Genomic DNA, 17,434 nt, shown 5'->3' with positions numbered 1-17,434 from the left:
GCCAGTCGCGCGACCATGCATGTTCATCTGTTCTTCGATGGCCTGCCGCAGATTCTGCACAGTGCGATCCTCGAGGATATCGATCACGACATGCCGTTCGAGATCAACGATAATGGTTCCGTATGTTTGCGACTTTTTCCAGCTCCAATCATCTATGCCGATGACTCTTGGCGGCGGGGCGGTGTTGTCCGCAACCTGCTTGAGTTGCCGAAGCACCGTGTCATCGCCGACGCCGACGCCCAAACGGCGCAAGAGCCGTTCGGCAGGCCGCCCGCCTGTCGCATGCCCCAGATGCCTGACAATCTCCCGACACGGGAGGTGCCACGTGCGAATGGACGTGCTATCGAGAGGACATGGTCTGAAAACGTCCGGCGAGGGCAAGCCGAAGCCAAACATCGCCACCGGCAAACCTGGAGTGCGATTGTGACCCTGTCGCCATGTGCAGGGAAATCCTGCAGTCGCCGATGCCGCCATCCGTGACGTCGTCGAGACTGCAATCCAGAGTCTGGGCAGATGCCGTTTGGTGTCAGACTGCCCGATACAATCCACCCGCCGGAATCACGTCGCTCAACGCTTTGAACCGACACATCGCTCCCGGGCGACCAATGCTTCTTCGAAATCATGACTATCCCTTCTGAATTTCCCAGTTTCAGGATAGTGGCGCCACACAGAGAGTGACGCAGAACCCAATTAAGGGCTACGCGACACAGGGCTTTGACTGCGAAGGCGAATTTGGCGTTGTCGTGGATGAGGTGCCAATGGGCACCAGCCCGCAGGACGCGCTCGGTCTTGTGCGGTTAATTGTGCAGATTGATGACTGGTCTTTGCGTGTGCCCGGTCCTTGGGAAATGAAGCGTGGATTCGGATTCGTGCAGGCCAAGCCATCCACGGGTTTTGCGCCTTGTGCGGTGACGCACGATGAACTGGGGGAGTATTTGCAGGCCGGGCGAGTATGTCTTCCATTGCAGGTTGCGGTGAATGGCAGACAGGTTGGCGCCCCGCATGGTGGCGAGATGGATTTCCATTTCGGACAGATCATTGCGCACGCTGCGCGCACACGCAAACTGGGCGTGGGCGGTGTCATCGGCTCCGGCACTGTGTCGAACGCAGCGCGCGGGGCCGGATCTGCCTGTCTGGCAGAGGTTCGTGTGATTGAAAAATAGATTTTGGCGCGCCACAGACACCTTTTCTGCGTTTTGGTGATCGCGTCACAATGGAGGCAACGCTGCCAGACGGCCCTCTGTTTGGGAAAATCAACCAGAGAGTCCGGCAGATGTAGCGCTACCATCAAATCGGCTTGGCGCTACATTTCCCGGAAGTTGTGGAAGGCCCAGTTGGGCAAAGACGGCTCTATTTCCTCGCGGACAATGCGGGTTGCAAATGCGATTGGATCGCCCAGTTTTGTGTGCAGTGGCGTAATCATGGAATATAGCAGTTCTACCTGCGGCACGAAGCGCCGGATCACCACGGCGTTGCTACGACTCGCGCGGGCGGAGAACGGGTCCATCAATGCAATGCCCACACCCTCGGCAACAAGGCTTCCGCAAATAAGTATTCTTGCCGATCCCCCTGATTTCTTGTCTCAGAGTATCGTTGCGCCACACAGATTAAGGCAGAACCGATTTGATGGCAACGCGACAGCCGCCCAGATCATGGCCTGAGTACCGCTGATCCACGCTGCGCTTAATCCAAGAATACTCATCATGATTTATTCGAATGCGACAGTTGCGGCGAGCCCGGATGGTGAATCCTTGCTGATGCGCGATCAGACCTGAAAGGGCCTTGCAAGGTTCAGGCCGGTGCGGCGGGCAGGTTTTCGTTCAGATAGATTTCAATTCGGATTTGTTCTTGCCCTTGCAAGAGGGGGATCTTGTCAATCTTCGCTTTAAGAACACGCAGGGCGCTCCGCACTTCGTGTCCGGCATCCTGGTGGATGATAGCGTCCACAATCCCCTCGCTCAATGCATGGCGGCTGTGTTCCGACAGCTCGTGAACAATGACCTGAGGTCGCTCCGTGGGGGGTACTGCTGACAACGTTTCGATCAGCCCGCGGTTGCCCGCACCCATATTGTAGATCCCGACGATATCGGGGTGAGACGAAAGGCAATCCCGCAGCATTCTTTGTACAATACGGCTGTCATCCCGGCTTTCCAGAACAGGCAGGCAATCCAGGCCGCGGGTTTCGGCGATAACCTGCTCGAACCCCATCCGGCGTTCAACGTGGTCACGCACAAGCATCGACCCGGCAACGAGGGCGATCTTGCCATTCCTCCCGCCCAGAAAGCGCCCCATCAGCCGCCCCGCGGTGCGGCCGGCGGCAACATTGTCGATGCCCACATAGGCGTCACGGGGAAAGGCAGGGACATCGGATACCAGTGTTACGACGGGCAGCCCCAGTGCCTTCAAGCGAACCAAGGCATCGCGGACGGCGACCCCATCGGCCGCAATTACGGCCACCCCCGAGCAGGTTGCCGGATCCAATCGGTTCAACAGCCGTGCCAACGCCGCTCCGTCAAAGGGCGGGACCCTGTATAAGTCAATTTCCAAGCGGTTGTTGGCAGAGAACTGGCGCAACGTCTCGATTTCGACCGCCAATTGCTGCATGAAGCTGTTAGGCCCGTCATGAATAACGAAGACAAACCGATATACCTCGCGGCGGGCAAGGTCCGCAGCCGTGACATCCCGGATATAACCCAACGTCGCCATCGCGGACTGGACCCGTTCCACCGTTTTCTGGCGGACGCCCGGGCGCTGATTTACCACTCTATCGATTGTTGCAATGCTGAGGCCCGAATGCCGGGCGACATCTTTCAAAGTGGGGCGCAAGGGCGGCTCCGGTTTGTATCAGGATGGCTCATCTAAACCGGATTTTGTAGTGTTATCAAGCCACAACTGATGAGCTCTCATATAAATGAGGTGTTTAACCTCATAATCTGATGCTTAAAGTAATTCTCTCCTGAGCTTGCCCCTTCAGCGCAAGAGGGTCATAGGGTTTCGGACGCTTTCATATGTGAGCGCGCACTTCGGAAGTGCGAAATTATAACTTAAAAACAGGAATACGAACGTTTGAGCACCTCTTTGCTAAGCTGAATCTGCAAGCTTGACAGGAAATTTATAATTGAGGTACGAACATCATATAATGAGTTCTATTATTTTCGAATCTACCTAAGGGGGAGGATTTTTATCTCCATACACCTAAAATCAGGTCGTCGCTGGCGGGCTGAAACGTGCTGTCAATCAGACTGCGAGGGAGGAATGTAGTGTGGTCAAGATTCTTGCGATGCTGACAAAGGACGATCTGACGATCAAGAATGCGCACAAGCTGTTCGAGGCGTCACATCGCGCACCAACCCAGTACTGGGGCTTCAAAGACACGGGTATTTCAACACAGACAGCAGGGGAACTGGCGCGTTTTATTCGCGACCGGGGCAAGACCGTAGTCTTCGAGTCTTTTGCCGAGACAGAGGACGATTGCCTGCGGGCAGCCGAATTCGCCATTCGAAATCAGTGCAGGTATCTGATCGGTTGCGAATTCTATCCGTCGGTAGTGGAGCTCTTGCACGGGGCGAGCGTGAACTACCGTCCGACGATCGGACGTAGAGCCAATATCCCACGATATCTTTACGGAACGATGGATGAGGTCGTTCAGGCGGGGCAATTCGTGATGGAACAGGGGGCGGATGGCATCTGTCTCTCAATGTATCGCTACAAGGATGGTGATCCTGTGGAACTGGGGAAGCGCGTGCTGCATGCCGTAGGCCAGCGTTCGACGATCATCTCCGGTAGCATCAACACGTTTGAACGGTTGAAACAGGTCCGCGTGCTGCGGCCTTGGGCGTTCACCATCGGTTCGGCTCTGTTCGACGAAGCCTTTGGCAAAGGGCTGGACTGGCCCGAGCAGATTTCGGTGTTGGACGCTGTTTTGAGCGTTGCTGATTGAGGTTGGTCGGATTCTGAAAGCAAACTTTGGGCCAAAGCCGAACCGTACCAGCTTGCGACCGGCAAATTCGTGAAGGGGCTTACCGCCCTACAATTCATGGCGACGGGCCTGACGGGCTTTTTCAGAAGCCTTCCAGAATGGAGCTGGCCGTCGCGCAATGTGCGATGGCCGGAAATATACGGACGTCTGCAATGCTTGCAGCCGAGAAACGCAAAGGGACTTACAAAGTGAAACAGATGACGTTTGGTGTCATAGTCGGCAGCCGTGGTTTCTTTCCACATCATCTTGCAGCAACAGGCCGCGTTGACATGATGATGGCCATTCAGAAGGCTGGTCACAAATGCGTGGTGCTCGACACTGAAGCAACGCAGCACGGGGCGGTCCAGTCTTTTGAGGACGCCAAGAAGTGTGCCGCACTTTTCAAAACACATTCGGACGCTATCGACGGCATCATCGTAACGTTGCCGAACTTTGGAGAAGAGCGCGCAATTGCCGACGCGCTGCGTCTCAGCGGACTGAGAGTTCCTATTCTGGTTCAGGCAACGCCGGATGATCCAACCAAAATGTCGCTGAACTGGCGTCGTGACAGCTTGTGCGGAAAGATGTCGGCTTGCAATAATCTGAAGCAATATGGTTTTCGTTATTCGCTGACAAAATCCCATTGCGTTGATCCGGCTAGCGATGAATTTCAGGCTGATCTGGAGCGATTTGGCGCGACGTGCCGGATTGTCGGCGGCCTTAAAGGCTTGCGCATCGGGGCCATCGGGGCGCGGCCACAGGCGTTCAACACCGTGCGCTACAGTGAAAAGCTGCTGGAGGCGGCAGGGATTTCAGTGGTGACTCTGGACCTGTCGGAAATCCTGGGGCGTGTGTCGCGGCTTGCAGATGATGCGCAAGTGGTAAAGGACAAGATCGACGCAATCCGCAGTTATATTGCCATCGACGGCGTACCCCATCCGGCCATTTTGCGTCAGGCCAAACTGGCAGCGGTGACGGAAGACTGGATGAAGGAGGCTGAAGTTTCGATCAGCGCGATCCAGTGCTGGACCTCTCTGGAGGAAAACTACGGCGTCGTGCCCTGCACAATGATGAGCATGATGAGCTCGAACCTGATGTCGAGCGCGTGCGAAGTTGATGTCTGCGGGCTGATCGGGATGCACATGCTGGCTCTGGCTTCAGGTTCACCCAGTGCGCTGCTTGACTGGAACAACAACTATGGTGGTCACGCGAACAAGGCCGTCTGCTTCCATTGCAGCAACCTGCCCAAAGAGTTCTTCAAGGATTACAAGATGGGCTTCCAAGAGATCATCGCGGGAACGGTCGGTAAGGACAATACCTATGGGACAATCGACGGATCGATCCGGGCCGGTCACATGACCTATATGCGCGTCAGCACGGATGACACCACGGGTAGGATTTGCGGCTATGTGGGGGAAGGCAGCTTCACCGACGATCCGTTGGAGACATTTGGTGGGGCAGGCGTCGTGGAAATTTCGGATATGCAGAAGCTGCTGCACTACATCTGTGAAAACGGTTTCGAGCACCATGTTGCCGCCAACTTTGCCTCCGTCAGCGACGCTATCATGGATGCGGCCAAGCAATATCTAGGGTGGCACTTCCATCGCCACGAATAAGCCGCACGTTCAAGCGGCCGGGGGAAGCGAGCCCCGATGATCGTCTCTTTGACCGGTTCTGAGCAGATGTCCCGGAGGAAAGGAAATTTATCATGAACAGAATGGCACATGAGACACTTGCTCCAGCAGCAGCGGTAGCGGGCCGGGAAATACGTCGGGCCGCTCACCTGAGCGGATTGCCATACTTGGGACAGGCCCAAGGGGAATCTCCGTGATCGAACGGATTGCCGCGCGAATGCATGGCCGCAAGCTCCGACGTCCCTTGCTGATCTATGCGATTGACGATGTCGAAGTGGGCTGCGGCAAAATATGGCGGACGGATCAACCGGACTGGCTGATCATGAACACGCGCTGCCGGAATGCCACTATGTTTCCGCATCAGATGGAGGAGGAAAGCCTTCTACACTCGGAGAGACCGACGTTCATGGAATGGTGGCAGCGGGTTGATCAGAACTTTCCAGGACCGTCCGGCTTTGCACCCAGGGGGCTTTACGGCAAGTATCTGAGATATGTGCTGGATCTGATTGAACTGAACCTGCCGCCCAATGTGACCCTGCAGCGCATCCAGGACGAGGTGGTGGATGTCCGGCCGCAAGGCGAGGGGTTCGTCTTGCAACTGGCTTCAGGCGGTGGGTGCATTGTGGCGGACCGGCTTGTTGTCAGCACGGGCTATGCTCGGGGAGTGCGTTGTGCAACTGCAAGCCAAAGCGAAGGCACACGGCACATCACCGCCTTTGATCTGCTGGATACGCTGCACAGCGGCTTTGGCTTACCCGCCGATCTTTCCGGGCAGGTGGTAGCCCTGAAAGGGCTGGGCCTGACATTTTATGACGTTTTGTCGGATCTGACGATCGGGAGGGGGGGGCGTTATGAACATAACGGCGATGAACTGCGCTACGTTCCCAGCGGTCGGGAACCAGCACGCATTCTGGCCGGGTCGCGCAGTGGCCTGCCCTTGCCGGTGCGCGGCCGGGATGACCGCCCCACCGGGGTGTGTTACACGCCCCGTCTGTTCACGCGGGACAGGGTTGCGGCGCTTCGGGCCGGCGGGGCGAATTGTTTCCGAACAAGCTATTTACCTTGGGTCGAGGCCGAGGTGAACCTAGTCTATCTGCAGCGGACGTTAAGCAATCATGCGTGGACCGCGTTGTGTAAAGGACTGGACGAAGTTTCCTGCACGCCGCAGACTATCCTTACGGATTTGGAGCGGCTGGCGGCGAAGTGCGGTTCATCTGGATTATTGCGCTTAGAGAGGTTGGCGCGCCCCTACGGTAACCGGCAGTTCGCAAGCCAATCGGAATTCCGGCAGGCGGCGATGAGCGAACTGGCCCTGGACATTAAGCGGGCCGCGCAGGGTGAATTCACTGATCCGGTAAAAGCGGCGCTGGACGTCTTGCGCCATATCCGGCCGATCATCCGGCAAGCGGTTGATCTGGGGGGGCTGAACCCGGAGTCCCACGTGGAATTCATCCGGACTATCGGCCCGATGATCGCCTTTCTTTCGACCGGACCTTCTCCCTGGCGGGCACGGCAACTGGAAGCCCTGATGAATGCCGGACTGGTGGAAATCCTAGGGCCTTCGGTTCGCTTTGACGCCGGGGAAGACGGCGGAAAGCTGTGGGCGTCCTCGGATCAGGTGGTAGGCTTCCGGCAGGAACTGGACGTGCTGATCGACGCTTTTGTCCTGTCAGCGGATATGGAAGGCGACCCCAATCCGGTTATCCGCAGTCTGACGAACGAGGGTATTCTGCGCAGCTTCATGGGGACAGGCGGGGCGGAGGTTACCTCCAAGCCGTTTCATCCTGTGTCGCGCGCGGGAGCCATCAGCGAACGAGTGCATGTTCTGGGCATTCCTACAGAATCCACTCGGTGGTTCCTGCATGTAGGGCTGATTGAACCGGGGCTTTGGGACGAATTTCTGGACGATGCGGTCAGTGTTGCCACAACGCTGACAGAGGGGGTGCTGGCACCCGATACAGACCCGCAGCCCTTGGATAGCGAGCAGCCTGTGCCGCTGGCGAAATATCTGACGTGAGGGCGGTGCCGGCCGGTGCCCTGCGTCACGGTGCGGAAATAACAATAGGTGGGAATGAGATGGTGACAACCCGCAGGATAGGAACAGCTCAGGGACGCGATATCCACGAGATCACGTTGCGTGTGGCCAGCGGGGCCGAGGCGCGGGTGCTGACCTGGGGCGCGACAGTTTCAGATCTGGTGATACCCACAGAGACGGGTCCGCAGCATGTGGTCGTAGGGTTCGCCAATTTGGCTGATTACCTGGCCGACAGCGCGCATGCCGGGGCGACGGTGGGCCGCTTTGCCAACCGGATTGCCGAGGGACGTTTCTGTCTGGAAGGACAAAACTATCAGGTGACGCGGAACCAAGACGGCCGCCACATGCTCCACGGCGGGGCGGATGGCGAAGGTTTCAGTCGCAGGCCCTGGATGCTTGCGGCACAAAAGGACAACGCGGTGACGATGACCCTGCATTCGCCGGATGGCGAGGCCGGATTTCCCGGGGCAATGGATGTGCGTTGCACCTATAGGCTTCTGCCGCCTGGAACCCTGCGGATTGAGATGCAAGCCTCCTGCGATGCTCCGACACTATGCAATCTGGCGCATCACAGCTATTTCAATCTCGATATTCCGGCGGGGTACCGACCTGGCCCCGTGCCTTCTGCGCTGGATCATAGTTTTGAGGTGCAGGCTGATTTCTACACACCGGTAGATGCTGACCTTATCCCGACGGGCGAGGTGCGCCAGGTTGCCGGAACACCCTTCGATTTCCGTAAGGCTCGCAAGCTGCGCAATGCCGATGGCGTGACCTTTGACCTAGGCTTTGTCTTGCGGCAGCGGGCACAAGTGACAAATGGGCTTATCCACGCGGCGACGCTGAAGGGAGCTGGAACGGGCATGCAAATGGAAGTTCATACGACGGAACCGCACCTGCAGCTATACGATGGTGGGGCCTATGACAGTGTGCGGCAGGGTCGCGACGGGCTGGAGTTTGGTCCCCACTGTGGCATTTGCCTTGAACCCCAGCGCTATCCCGACAGCCCCAATCGTAGCCATTTCTCTGATGCTGTTCTGCGCGCCGGGCGCGTGTACCAACAGGTGACGGAATATCGGTTCAACGCACTGTCTCACTGATCAGGACACGACAAGGTTTGTCGGCAGCAGGGATGACAAAAAGTAACTTAATTTCAGCCTTCTGGCTGTTTGCCAATCAGAACGCGACCCTGCTCAAGGGCCATGAGGGAGATCCGGAATGCTACTTTCTGAAGTTGAACTGCAGCAGATGCGCGTCGTGGCTGAGACGGGCGCGCAGGCTGCCGGGCAGTCGGCCCTTTCCTACCTGCGGCAAAGCAAGCCACTGCAGATCGAAGTGAAGGGGCCGCAGGATTTTGTGACGGCGGTGGACAAGGAGGTCGAGTGGCTTTTACGTAGGCGACTGCAAGACTCTTTCTCTGATCACGCAATTCTGGGCGAGGAATTCGGCCTGGACCGGGAAGGGGCCAGCGTCGTCTGGGTTCTGGACCCGATCGATGGTACGTCGAATTTCATGAGGGACCGTCCGGGTTGGTGTGTGTCGGTCGGTGCGATGGTCGATCAGCAGCCGGTACTCGGCGTCATCTACGACCCGGTGAAGGATGAACTTTACAGTGCTGTGACGGGCATGGGGGCCACGCGAAATGGTGAGCCGATCTTTGTCAATCGCGAGGCAACATTGGGTAAGGCCGTGTTCGGGGTGGGCTTCACTTCGGGCAAAAGCGTGGAAGCCCATGCCCAGCAGATCAGCCACATCCTAAATAACGGATGCGAATATCGGCGGTTCGGTTCCTCGGCAATGATGTTGGCGCATGTCGCTGATGGGCGTTTGGACGGCTATGCCGACGGGCTGACCTGCATCTGGGATGTTTTGGCGGGTCTTGTTCTGGTGCGCGAAGCCGGCGGAACGATAGAAGATTTCACAGCCAGCGGGGCCGAAAGGGGGGCGATCCTCGCAGCGGCGCCATGGGCAGCCGAAATGATCGGCTATCTTCTGGAAATTGACCGCAAGGCATTGCCCGGCCTTGCAGAAAATCCGGGGGAGACCGCGCGCAGCTTGAACGCCTTTAAGAAGACAGTGCCATGATACCCGCAGAGGCGTTGGAACAACAGACAGATTTTCACCATCCGGTTACCGTGCAAGAGGCGGTCAGGCTGTTGGCGAAGCTTGGGACAAATGCAATTGTCTTTGCGGGTGGGACCTGGCTGATGCGCGCGCCTGCGCCGTCGCGACACTATGTTTCGCTGGGCCGGGTTGCGGCGTTGCGGCAACTAGTGATCACGCCAGAAACTGTACGCATCGGGGCGGCGGTCACTCATGACAAGCTGGCGGCAGAGCTTCAGGGGCTTCCGGGTCTGGAAGGATTGGCGGTTGCCGCGAAACGGGCGGCCAATCCGGCTATTCGCCGCCGGGCCACTGTGGGGGGTAATCTTTGTACCAAGGAGTTTCCCGCCGCCGATCTGGTCCCAGCTCTGCTTGCGGCAGAGGCGATGGTGAAAGTGGTCACACCTGAAGGACAAGCGAACCAAAGCCTTCTGGCCTATCTGGACTGGCGGCGGGAAGCAGCAGCACAGAACCATCTGCTTGTCAGCGTCGAGGTGCCGCAAAGGGCGGGCCGCCTTTTGGCCCATGCGCGTCTGACACTGCGGCGGGCGGGCGACTATCCGGTAGCGCTGATCAGTCTGTCGGCGCGCCCCGACGCGAAGAACCAGCTGGCAGATGTGGTGGTCGCTGTCGGCGCGGTAGAAGATCAGGCCCGGCGATGGCCGGGGCTGGAGCAACGTCTGACAGGTGCAACAGCCGACAAGGCGTTTGCAGTCAAAATGGCGCAAGAGCTTGTGGCTGATTTCCGTGGCCGCGAAGGGCCCGAGGTGCCGGATTGGTACCGGCTACACGTGCTGCCCGAGCTTTTAGGGCGGGCGATGGCGCAGTTGCAGGAACGCTTGGCAAATGGGGGAAGAGCGGCATGAGGGGAAAACTTCATATCAATGGCGAATGGCACTCCTTTCATGCGGATCCGGCAACGCCACTACACCGTGTCTTGCGGGAACAGATTGGTCTGACCGGGGCGAAGGACGTTTGTGGCGAAGGCTTCTGCGGGGCCTGCCTGGTCGAAGTGGAAGGTGAACCCGTGGCTGCCTGCCTATTGCCCGTGGCCCTGGCAGAGTGCACCCAGATCGTGACTATTGAAGGACTCTATCACGATCCGGTGGGTCGACGGGTCATGGCCGCTCTTGAGGCGGAAGATGCCGTGCAATGCGGGATGTGCTTTCCGGGGATGGTTATGACACTGACCCACTTGCTCAAAACAGATCCCACTACCGATCGCGAAAAGGTGAAGCACGCGTTGGTCGGGAACATTTGCCGCTGCACAGGATATGAACGGATCGTGTCGACGGCCTGTCGTGCAGCAAAGGCCATGGCCGAGGCGGATGTCAGGGAGGAAACGGCATGAACCTGCGACCGTCCCTTGCCAGCACAGCTTTTGCCCGCCGAGATGCCTCCGACAAATTGCGAGGGCGGACCTGCTTTACTGTCGATCAGGCCTACCAAGGGCATCTGCAAGCCTATCTGCTGCGTGCCGACGTAGCGTCCGGCGAAATTCTGCGGCTGAATGTCAGCGCTGCGCGGCAAATGCCGGGTGTGCGCGCCATCGTAACGGCAGCAGATGCACCGTATCAGTTCGGGATTGGGGTAGCGGACCAGCGGCTTTTTGCGACCGGAAGGGTGCGTTACAAAGGCGAACCTTTGGTCGCCATTGCAGCCGACACGCTGGAGCAGGCAAAGGCTGCGGCCGGCGCGGTTGAGATCGACATTCGTCCGCTACCGGCGGTCATCGACATGGCCGCCGCCCTGACCGAGGGCGCGCCGCTGGTGCATCCCGACTGGGACGGGCACGAAGTGGTGCTGGAAGCTCGGGGCGCGCGCAGGGGGGGTAATCTGGCCTGGGAATCGCTCGTGCGGAGGGGGGATGTGGACGCAGCCTTTGCGCGCCCGGATGTGACGATCGTTGAAAGCTCATTTGCGGTGGGCCGACAGATACACATGCAACTGGAACCGCGCTCGGCAATTGCCAGCTATATTGACGGTCGGCTGCACTTGGTAGCGTCGACGCAAGCTCCTTGGACGGTCAAGAACGTCACTGCGCGGGCGTTGGGCCTGCCAGCGTCACGAGTGCGGGTCACTGCTCCCGCCGTGGGGGGTGGTTTTGGTGCCAAGTATGGCTGCACGATCGAACCCTATGCTGCGGCGCTTGCCATGGCCTGCGGAAAAAGCGTGGCTATTGTGCCCAGCCGGGCCGAAGAAATGCTGTCGTGTCCCTGCCGTGAGAATGCGGACATCCAAATCCGGTCTGCCGTTACGGCCGATGGGCATATCGTCGGTCGCGAAGCTGTTGTTTTGATGGATTGCGGTGCCTATGGTGGGGAACAGATATATTTGACAACGATGACGGCTCATACGCTGGGTTCGGCCTATCGGCTGGGGTCGGTACGGCTGGTCTCACGTGCAGTCTATACCAACACGGCCCCGAATGGGGCCTTCCGTGCCTGCAATGGCGTCTACAACATCTTTGCGCTGGAAAGTCATACAGACGAAATCTGCCAGGCCATTGGCATGGATTCCTTCGAATTTCGTCGGCGCAATGTACTTGGGGATGGCGACCTCGGGTCAACGGGCCAAGTGTTTCAGGGTGATGTTCTGGGACCGATGTTAGATAAGATGGCCCTACTACGCGCAAAGGACGACAGCCCGCTATCGGGGAAAAGCTCTGCGGATGCGCGGCACGAGGGCTGGCTCAGAGGCCGCGCGACGACGGTAGGTACCTGGTTTGTCTTCGTGGGGCCATCGGCCGCGACAGTAAACCTGAACCCGGACGGCAGTGCAACGCTGGTCACGGCCGGTGTGGAGATTGGCCAAGGCACGATGATGCAATCTCTGCCGCAGATTGTGGCGGCGGAACTGGGGATCGCGCCTGCGGAAGTGGTGGTGCATCAGGCCGACACTGATGCAGTCGGCTTTGACGTGGGCGTTGGCGGCGGGCGGACGACAGTGTCGCTGGGGGCCGCTGCCGTGGCAGCTTGTGCTGAGATACGCCAGAAGGTAACGGACCTGGCTTCGCGACTAATGCAGGTTCCATCATCCAAACTGATCCTGACACAAGGACGTGTCGAAAGGCAGGGGCATCCCGGTAGCGGCATGACCTTGGCCAGCCTGGCGCAAGAGGCGCTGCAGATCACCGGTCCGATCTCAGGCAACGGCTCCTTTACGCGCCCCGGCGTTGCCGCATTGGAAGGCTGCACTTCGGGGCATTTTCTGGAAGCGGTGGATATACCTGTCTTTGCCGTCCATGATTGCGAGGTCGCTGTCGATCCCGCGACAGGCCATGTCGAGGTGTTGCGCTATCACGTTGTGCAGGATGTGGGTTATGCTCTGAATCCTTCGGCCATCGAAGGCCAGATCCAGGGCGGGGTGGTTCAGGGCCTGGGCTATGCGCTGCACGAAGAGGTGACGTTCACATCGGACGGTGCCATCTGCCAGAATGGATTTGGCAGTTATCGCGTGCCGCTGGCCCAAGACGTGATACCCGTAGTGATCGAGCTGCATGAAGGCGCACCGTCGATCGGACCTTGGGGGACCAAAGGTGCAGGTGAGGTGCCGATCCTGAATGTTGGTGCCACCATTGCCTGTGCCGTGTCGCAAGCCGCTGGCTTGCGGGTGCAGCAATTGCCACTAACGCCTCCGCACGTACTGGCCATTTTGCAAGGACGCAAACTGCCCTTGCCGCCAGACCATGTGCAGGCCTGGCCCGCGCGCCCCGGCTTCATCCCACATACGACAAAATCCGCGAAGGTTGCGGACAACTTGAAAGGAAAAGACCGCTCATGAACCAGGTTGCTCAGCCAAAGATTATCCCGCAGCCAAAGGACGTCCTGCGCTTCCTGAGTTCGTGGGACTATCGTGCCGAAGTCTTCCGGATTACCGATCTTGTAGTGGCTAGGAACATTGTCGACCTTGACGCTATCCGGGCCCTTTGCCCGCAGGATGAAATCCTCGTGGAACTAATCAGCTATCTGGCGCGCGCGCGTCGGCATGTGCTGGCGCTAGAAAAACCGCTCAGCCTGGGCGTCGTCTTTGCCGTCTGGAAAGAGGTGCGGCGACTGCAGCCCAATTCTGACACGAACCCCACCGGCGAAGATGCGTTACGCGCCAAGGTGGCCGAACTGAACTGGCTGTTCCGCGATACGCCTCACCGCTGGGGTCTTTACATTGTCGATGACGACTGCCCTGAAGACAGCCTTAGGGTGGCTCGTGCCATTGCTGAAGCCGAAGCGCTGTCAGACGTATACTTTTTGCGTCTGGCCGATGCGTTGCCTGCGCCTGACCTGCCCATGTCGCGGCTGAAAAGTGCAGCGCTTTCGACCAAGGGCGGTGCTATCCATCTGGGAATGCTACAGGCCGCTTGCGATGGACATGACTATGTCATGTACACCGATTGCGACAACAGCAACCACATGGGTCAGGCGGGACTGTTGCTGCATGAACTGGCCGATCATGGTAAGAAAGTGGCCCTCGGAGATCGGCGCTCCACTCGGGTTCTGGAATGGCAAACAAGCCGTGAAAGTGAATCCTATGGCAATTACGTGATCAAGCGTGTCCAGGCGCTTCTGGATTTTGACCTGCTGCTGGGGGATGTGACCTGCCCCTTCAAGATGTTTGAACGGGAATACCTTCTGGACATGCTGCCGGTTATGAATGTCTTTGATTTTACAATAGATTTCGACATTTTGGGTTATGTCAAGACCAGCGGTGCCCCTGTCGCCATAGTTCCTGTCGTTTCGGTCGATTCCGATTTCGAAACGACATGGATCTCGCTGACAAATGTGCGTGTCTGGTTGCAGAAGTTACAGGGATTCCTTTACGTCATCCAGAAATATGCGCTTCCGCACAACCCCGAGGCTGTACGGCTGGTACGCGAAAAGTTGTGGACAGCAGAACAGATTCGCAAAGTGCTGAGTGTTTCAGAAAATGGCGTTTTCCGAAACGGACAAAAGCTGACGATCGACGAACAGTTGGGCATGAGCCTCGCCGAGGTCGATGCTTGGATCACGCATGCCCAGGGCCAGCCCTGAATGCGGCGGGAATGGCGAGAGGGCCGGAAGACCCGCTCCGGCAGGGGCAGGCTGCTTGAAGGACATCCGATGGAAAGTAATACTAACGTGACACGCGCGCGTAAGAGCATATCTGCGGCTCAGGCCGGACGTTGGGCCTGCGCCAGCATGTTTCTGGTCAACGGATTCGTGGTGGGCAGCTGGTCGCCACATATCCCTGGCGTCGCCAAAAGGCTGGCGCTGGACGAATTCGCTCTTGGCCTGCTGATCCTTTCCTTCGGCTTAGGGGCGATTGTGGCTATGTCGGTTTCGGGTCAGATGATCGCACGGATCGGCTCGCGCCGGACATTGCTGGTGTTTGCCCTGCCGGTGATTGGTGCCTTGCCGGTGGTTCTTTCAATGCCCGGTTTCTGGTCTGCGGCGCTTGCCCTGACAGTGTTTGGCGGGGCAGTTGGTGGGATGGACGTGGCCATGAACGCCAATGTCGTGCTGTTGGAAAAGCGTTTGGAGCGGGCAATCATGTCCTCTTCTCACGGGTTCTGGAGTTTGGGCGGCTTTGTCGGCGGCGCGCTAGGTGGGATTTTGATAGAGCGTGTGGGCGTGCTACCACACGCTTGGGGCGTCACCCTCATTGCTGTGTTGATTGTAAGTTCGACCTATTCGATCCTCGCCGATGATCGTGGTCCCGTGAGATCGGGTCTTCCCACCGAAGTGGTTCATACGCGGGGACGTTTGCCGCGGCATGTGACTATCTATGTGATAGGGGCAATGGCCCTGCTTTGCCTGTGTGCGGAAGGCGCTATCCTCAGCTGGTCAGCGCTTTATCTGCAAAAGGCAATGCTGGCCGATACGGCGACTGCAGGATTTGCCTTTGCGGGGTTTTCCGGGGCCATGGCGATTACCCGCTTTCTGGGAGATAGGGTGCGCAACTGGCTAGGCGCGGTCAAAACCTTCCGTATTTCGGGGGTGATTGCGGGTGTGGCCCTGGCAGTGGCAGGTCTGGTCGAGAGTCCTTGGATCGCCATCATCGCTTTTTCCGCAACTGGTGTGGGCATTGCCAACATGGTCCCGATCCTGTTTTCCTCAGCAGGTAATCAGCCGGATGTTGATGCCGGTGTGGCCATTAGTGTGGTGACGACAATGGGCCATTCTGGAATCTTGCTGGCCCCGTCCATCATCGGATTTCTGGGAGGTCATTTCGGACTGGGGTCAGTCTATCTGGGATTGGCCATTTTGTTGGGATTGCTCATGCTGTTGGCGGGAAATGCCGCTTCGGCCGACACACGCCATGCTGTGACAGAAACCGGAGCTACAGGATAGGAAAATGGCATGTCCCTAAATTTGTTCAACCTGACAGGACGTCGGGCTCTGATCACGGGCTCGTCACAGGGAATCGGACTCGCTCTTGCTCGCGGGCTTTGCAGTGCAGGGGCAGAGGTTGTGCTGAACGGACGTTGCGCGGAGCGCTTGAGGGCGGCTTCGGACAGTCTTGGTGGTGCGAGGTACCGAACATTCGATGTGACAGATCACCTAGCCGTGCGGCAAGCTGTCGATGAATTCGAGGCAGAAGTCGGCCCTATCGACATTCTGGTGAACAATGCCGGTCTTCAATACCGTTCACCGTTGGCCAACTTTCCGCCTGATAAGTTCGACCTGCTGTTGCAGACCAATGTTGCTTCGGTCTTTCATGTCGGACAGGCGGTGGCGCGGCACATGATCCGCCGTGCAAGCGGCAAGATCATAAACATCGCCAGCGTGCAGACGGCGCTGGCGCGACCTGGGATCGCGCCCTATACCGCGACAAAGGGGGCTGTCGGCAACCTGACGAAGGGGATGGCTACGGACTGGGCACCCTTTGGCCTGCAATGCAACGCGATTGCGCCTGGCTACTTCCAGACAGAACTGAACGCAGCGCTTTTGGCGGATAACACCTTCTGCGGATGGTTGGAAAGACGAACGCCGGCCGGCCGTTGGGGGCGGGTCGAAGAACTGGTTGGGGCCTGCATCTTTCTGGCGTCTGAGGCGTCTTCTTTTGTGAATGGCCATGTCATTTACGTCGATGGTGGTATCACCGCCAGTCTCTGACGATTCCTAACTCATCCAAGATGAACTGTTGCATCAGCAACTGAATCTGTCATGGCGCCGAAGGCGCCCATTTCTGACGGCTCTTGCGCAACGTATTCTGGCTGCCCCCAAGAACCCAGACAAGGCATTCCTGGGATTTTGCGAGAAATGGTTTGAACGTCGCGGGCGACCTTAATGCCCCCTGCCCTGCAACAGCATGTTGAGACCTTCCCAGAGGGTTACGTTTTGCTCTGTGCAGAAGGCGCGGAACTCGTCGATGACGCGCTTTGGCCCTGGGATTGAAACCTTGTCCTGGGGCTCGCGGCGCTTCGGTCCGGGCTTGCGCTTGGCGGCGGGCTCACGGCTGACAAAGCCAAGCGCTGATCCGGCCGTGACGGCGTCATTGAGCACGCCTTGATCCGGCACCATGCGTGGATTTCGGGTTTCGACCTTGGGAAGCTCAATGCCTCCCCCAAATCCATATTTGCTGCTCATGCGGCCCTCGCTTTCTGCGCATTTCGCGGAATTTGGGCAGTGATTTCGCGTGATCTCGGGCACGCGTTTCACGGCATCGCGGGCAGCCATTTCACGCCCTCGGGCAGGCTGGCCAACAGGTTTCATAGAGTCAGGTCTGGGC

At 58.2% G+C, this 17,434-nt stretch carries 17 protein-coding genes; 12 read left to right on the top strand and 5 right to left on the bottom strand.

The features are described from left to right. Together PUT78_RS21270 and PUT78_RS23915 are read right to left on the bottom strand one after the other, a co-directional pair. Positions 1–252 (bottom strand): transposase (locus PUT78_RS21270; RefSeq protein ID WP_274354265.1); only part of this gene is annotated, 252 nt, incomplete at its 3' end. Then, positions 153–623 carry a transposase family protein gene (locus tag PUT78_RS23915; RefSeq protein WP_420793543.1) on the bottom strand — a complete coding sequence of 157 codons (471 nt, stop codon included), beginning with the start codon at positions 621–623 and terminating at the stop codon, positions 153–155. The genes PUT78_RS23915 and PUT78_RS21270, both read right to left, overlap by 100 nt. 51 nt (positions 624–674) lie before the next feature. Between PUT78_RS23915 and PUT78_RS21265 the strand changes: the two genes are divergently transcribed. Then, positions 675–1,163 (top strand): fumarylacetoacetate hydrolase family protein, encoded by a 489-nt coding sequence (locus tag PUT78_RS21265; RefSeq protein ID WP_274354264.1) that lies wholly within the window; start codon positions 675–677, stop codon positions 1,161–1,163. Positions 1,164–1,303: 140 nt separating this feature from the next. Here PUT78_RS21265 and PUT78_RS21260 read toward each other — a convergent pair whose 3' ends face one another. Together PUT78_RS21260 and PUT78_RS21255 are read right to left on the bottom strand one after the other, a co-directional pair. Continuing rightward, the gene (locus PUT78_RS21260; RefSeq protein WP_274354263.1) at positions 1,304–1,510 is read right to left on the bottom strand and encodes a hypothetical protein; all 207 of its coding nucleotides are present in this window, start codon (positions 1,508–1,510) and stop codon (positions 1,304–1,306) included. Positions 1,511–1,791: 281 nt separating this feature from the next. Continuing rightward, positions 1,792–2,826 carry a LacI family DNA-binding transcriptional regulator gene (locus PUT78_RS21255; RefSeq protein WP_274354262.1) on the bottom strand — a complete coding sequence of 345 codons (1,035 nt, stop codon included), beginning with the start codon at positions 2,824–2,826 and terminating at the stop codon, positions 1,792–1,794. Between the two features lie 436 nt (positions 2,827–3,262). On the opposite strand from PUT78_RS21255, the gene PUT78_RS21250 reads away from it, so the two are divergent. From PUT78_RS21250 to PUT78_RS21200, 11 genes are all read left to right on the top strand, one after another. After that, positions 3,263–3,940, top strand: a complete 678-nt coding sequence (locus tag PUT78_RS21250; protein WP_274354261.1) for a hypothetical protein — start codon at positions 3,263–3,265, stop codon at positions 3,938–3,940. A gap of 137 nt (positions 3,941–4,077) precedes the next feature. Continuing rightward, positions 4,078–5,574 (top strand): L-fucose/L-arabinose isomerase family protein, encoded by a 1,497-nt coding sequence (locus PUT78_RS21245; protein ID WP_274354260.1) that lies wholly within the window; start codon positions 4,078–4,080, stop codon positions 5,572–5,574. Between the two features lie 175 nt (positions 5,575–5,749). Beyond that, positions 5,750–7,609 (top strand): FAD/NAD(P)-binding protein, encoded by a 1,860-nt coding sequence (locus PUT78_RS21240; RefSeq protein ID WP_337994715.1) that lies wholly within the window; start codon positions 5,750–5,752, stop codon positions 7,607–7,609. Positions 7,610–7,668: 59 nt separating this feature from the next. Continuing rightward, on the top strand, positions 7,669–8,724 hold the full coding sequence (locus PUT78_RS21235) for an aldose epimerase family protein (protein ID WP_274354259.1): 1,056 nt from the start codon (positions 7,669–7,671) through the stop codon (positions 8,722–8,724). A gap of 118 nt (positions 8,725–8,842) precedes the next feature. Next, positions 8,843–9,709: an inositol monophosphatase family protein gene (locus tag PUT78_RS21230; RefSeq protein WP_274354258.1), complete on the top strand. Its 867-nt coding sequence runs from the start codon at positions 8,843–8,845 to the stop codon at positions 9,707–9,709. Continuing rightward, on the top strand, positions 9,706–10,593 hold the full coding sequence (locus tag PUT78_RS21225; RefSeq protein WP_274354257.1) for an FAD binding domain-containing protein: 888 nt from the start codon (positions 9,706–9,708) through the stop codon (positions 10,591–10,593). The genes PUT78_RS21230 and PUT78_RS21225 overlap by 4 nt, the downstream gene beginning before the upstream one ends. Further along, on the top strand, positions 10,590–11,078 hold the full coding sequence (locus PUT78_RS21220; protein WP_274354256.1) for a (2Fe-2S)-binding protein: 489 nt from the start codon (positions 10,590–10,592) through the stop codon (positions 11,076–11,078). The genes PUT78_RS21225 and PUT78_RS21220 overlap by 4 nt, the downstream gene beginning before the upstream one ends. Next, the gene (locus tag PUT78_RS21215) at positions 11,075–13,510 is read left to right on the top strand and encodes a xanthine dehydrogenase family protein molybdopterin-binding subunit (protein ID WP_274354255.1); all 2,436 of its coding nucleotides are present in this window, start codon (positions 11,075–11,077) and stop codon (positions 13,508–13,510) included. The genes PUT78_RS21220 and PUT78_RS21215 overlap by 4 nt, the downstream gene beginning before the upstream one ends. Then, complete coding sequence (locus tag PUT78_RS21210) at positions 13,507–14,754, top strand: glycosyltransferase family protein (RefSeq protein WP_274354254.1); 1,248 nt, start codon at positions 13,507–13,509, stop codon at positions 14,752–14,754. Before PUT78_RS21215 ends, PUT78_RS21210 begins: the two co-directional genes overlap by 4 nt. 69 nt (positions 14,755–14,823) lie before the next feature. Then, complete coding sequence (locus tag PUT78_RS21205) at positions 14,824–16,053, top strand: MFS transporter (RefSeq protein ID WP_274354253.1); 1,230 nt, start codon at positions 14,824–14,826, stop codon at positions 16,051–16,053. Positions 16,054–16,062: 9 nt separating this feature from the next. Further along, positions 16,063–16,818, top strand: coding sequence for an SDR family oxidoreductase (locus tag PUT78_RS21200; protein WP_274354252.1), 756 nt, complete (start codon positions 16,063–16,065; stop codon positions 16,816–16,818). Between the two features lie 171 nt (positions 16,819–16,989). On the opposite strand, the gene PUT78_RS21195 is transcribed toward PUT78_RS21200, so the two are convergent. Next, positions 16,990–17,434, bottom strand: a 445-nt coding sequence (locus PUT78_RS21195; RefSeq protein WP_274354251.1) for a hypothetical protein, incomplete at its 5' end; no start/stop codon positions are given.

This window comes from Roseinatronobacter alkalisoli, from assembly GCF_028745735.1.
GTDB lineage: Bacteria > Pseudomonadota > Alphaproteobacteria > Rhodobacterales > Rhodobacteraceae > Roseinatronobacter > Roseinatronobacter alkalisoli.
Note: the sequence above shows the minus strand (reverse complement) of the source record. Positions and strands in the feature narration are given on the sequence as shown.

What these genes read in the sequence shown, in the direction of transcription:
- PUT78_RS23915 (WP_420793543.1), bottom strand. Translation starts at nt 623, where the DNA reads ATGATTTCGAAGAAGCATTGGTCGCCCGGGAGCGATGTGTCGGTTCAA.
- PUT78_RS21245 (WP_274354260.1), top strand. Translation starts at nt 4,078, where the DNA reads ATGGAGCTGGCCGTCGCGCAATGTGCGATGGCCGGAAATATACGGACG.
- PUT78_RS21235 (WP_274354259.1), top strand. Translation starts at nt 7,669, where the DNA reads ATGGTGACAACCCGCAGGATAGGAACAGCTCAGGGACGCGATATCCAC.
- PUT78_RS21230 (WP_274354258.1), top strand. Translation starts at nt 8,843, where the DNA reads ATGCTACTTTCTGAAGTTGAACTGCAGCAGATGCGCGTCGTGGCTGAG.
- PUT78_RS21225 (WP_274354257.1), top strand. Translation starts at nt 9,706, where the DNA reads ATGATACCCGCAGAGGCGTTGGAACAACAGACAGATTTTCACCATCCG.
- PUT78_RS21220 (WP_274354256.1), top strand. Translation starts at nt 10,590, where the DNA reads ATGAGGGGAAAACTTCATATCAATGGCGAATGGCACTCCTTTCATGCG.
- PUT78_RS21215 (WP_274354255.1), top strand. Translation starts at nt 11,075, where the DNA reads ATGAACCTGCGACCGTCCCTTGCCAGCACAGCTTTTGCCCGCCGAGAT.
- PUT78_RS21210 (WP_274354254.1), top strand. Translation starts at nt 13,507, where the DNA reads ATGAACCAGGTTGCTCAGCCAAAGATTATCCCGCAGCCAAAGGACGTC.
- PUT78_RS21205 (WP_274354253.1), top strand. Translation starts at nt 14,824, where the DNA reads ATGGAAAGTAATACTAACGTGACACGCGCGCGTAAGAGCATATCTGCG.
- PUT78_RS21200 (WP_274354252.1), top strand. Translation starts at nt 16,063, where the DNA reads ATGTCCCTAAATTTGTTCAACCTGACAGGACGTCGGGCTCTGATCACG.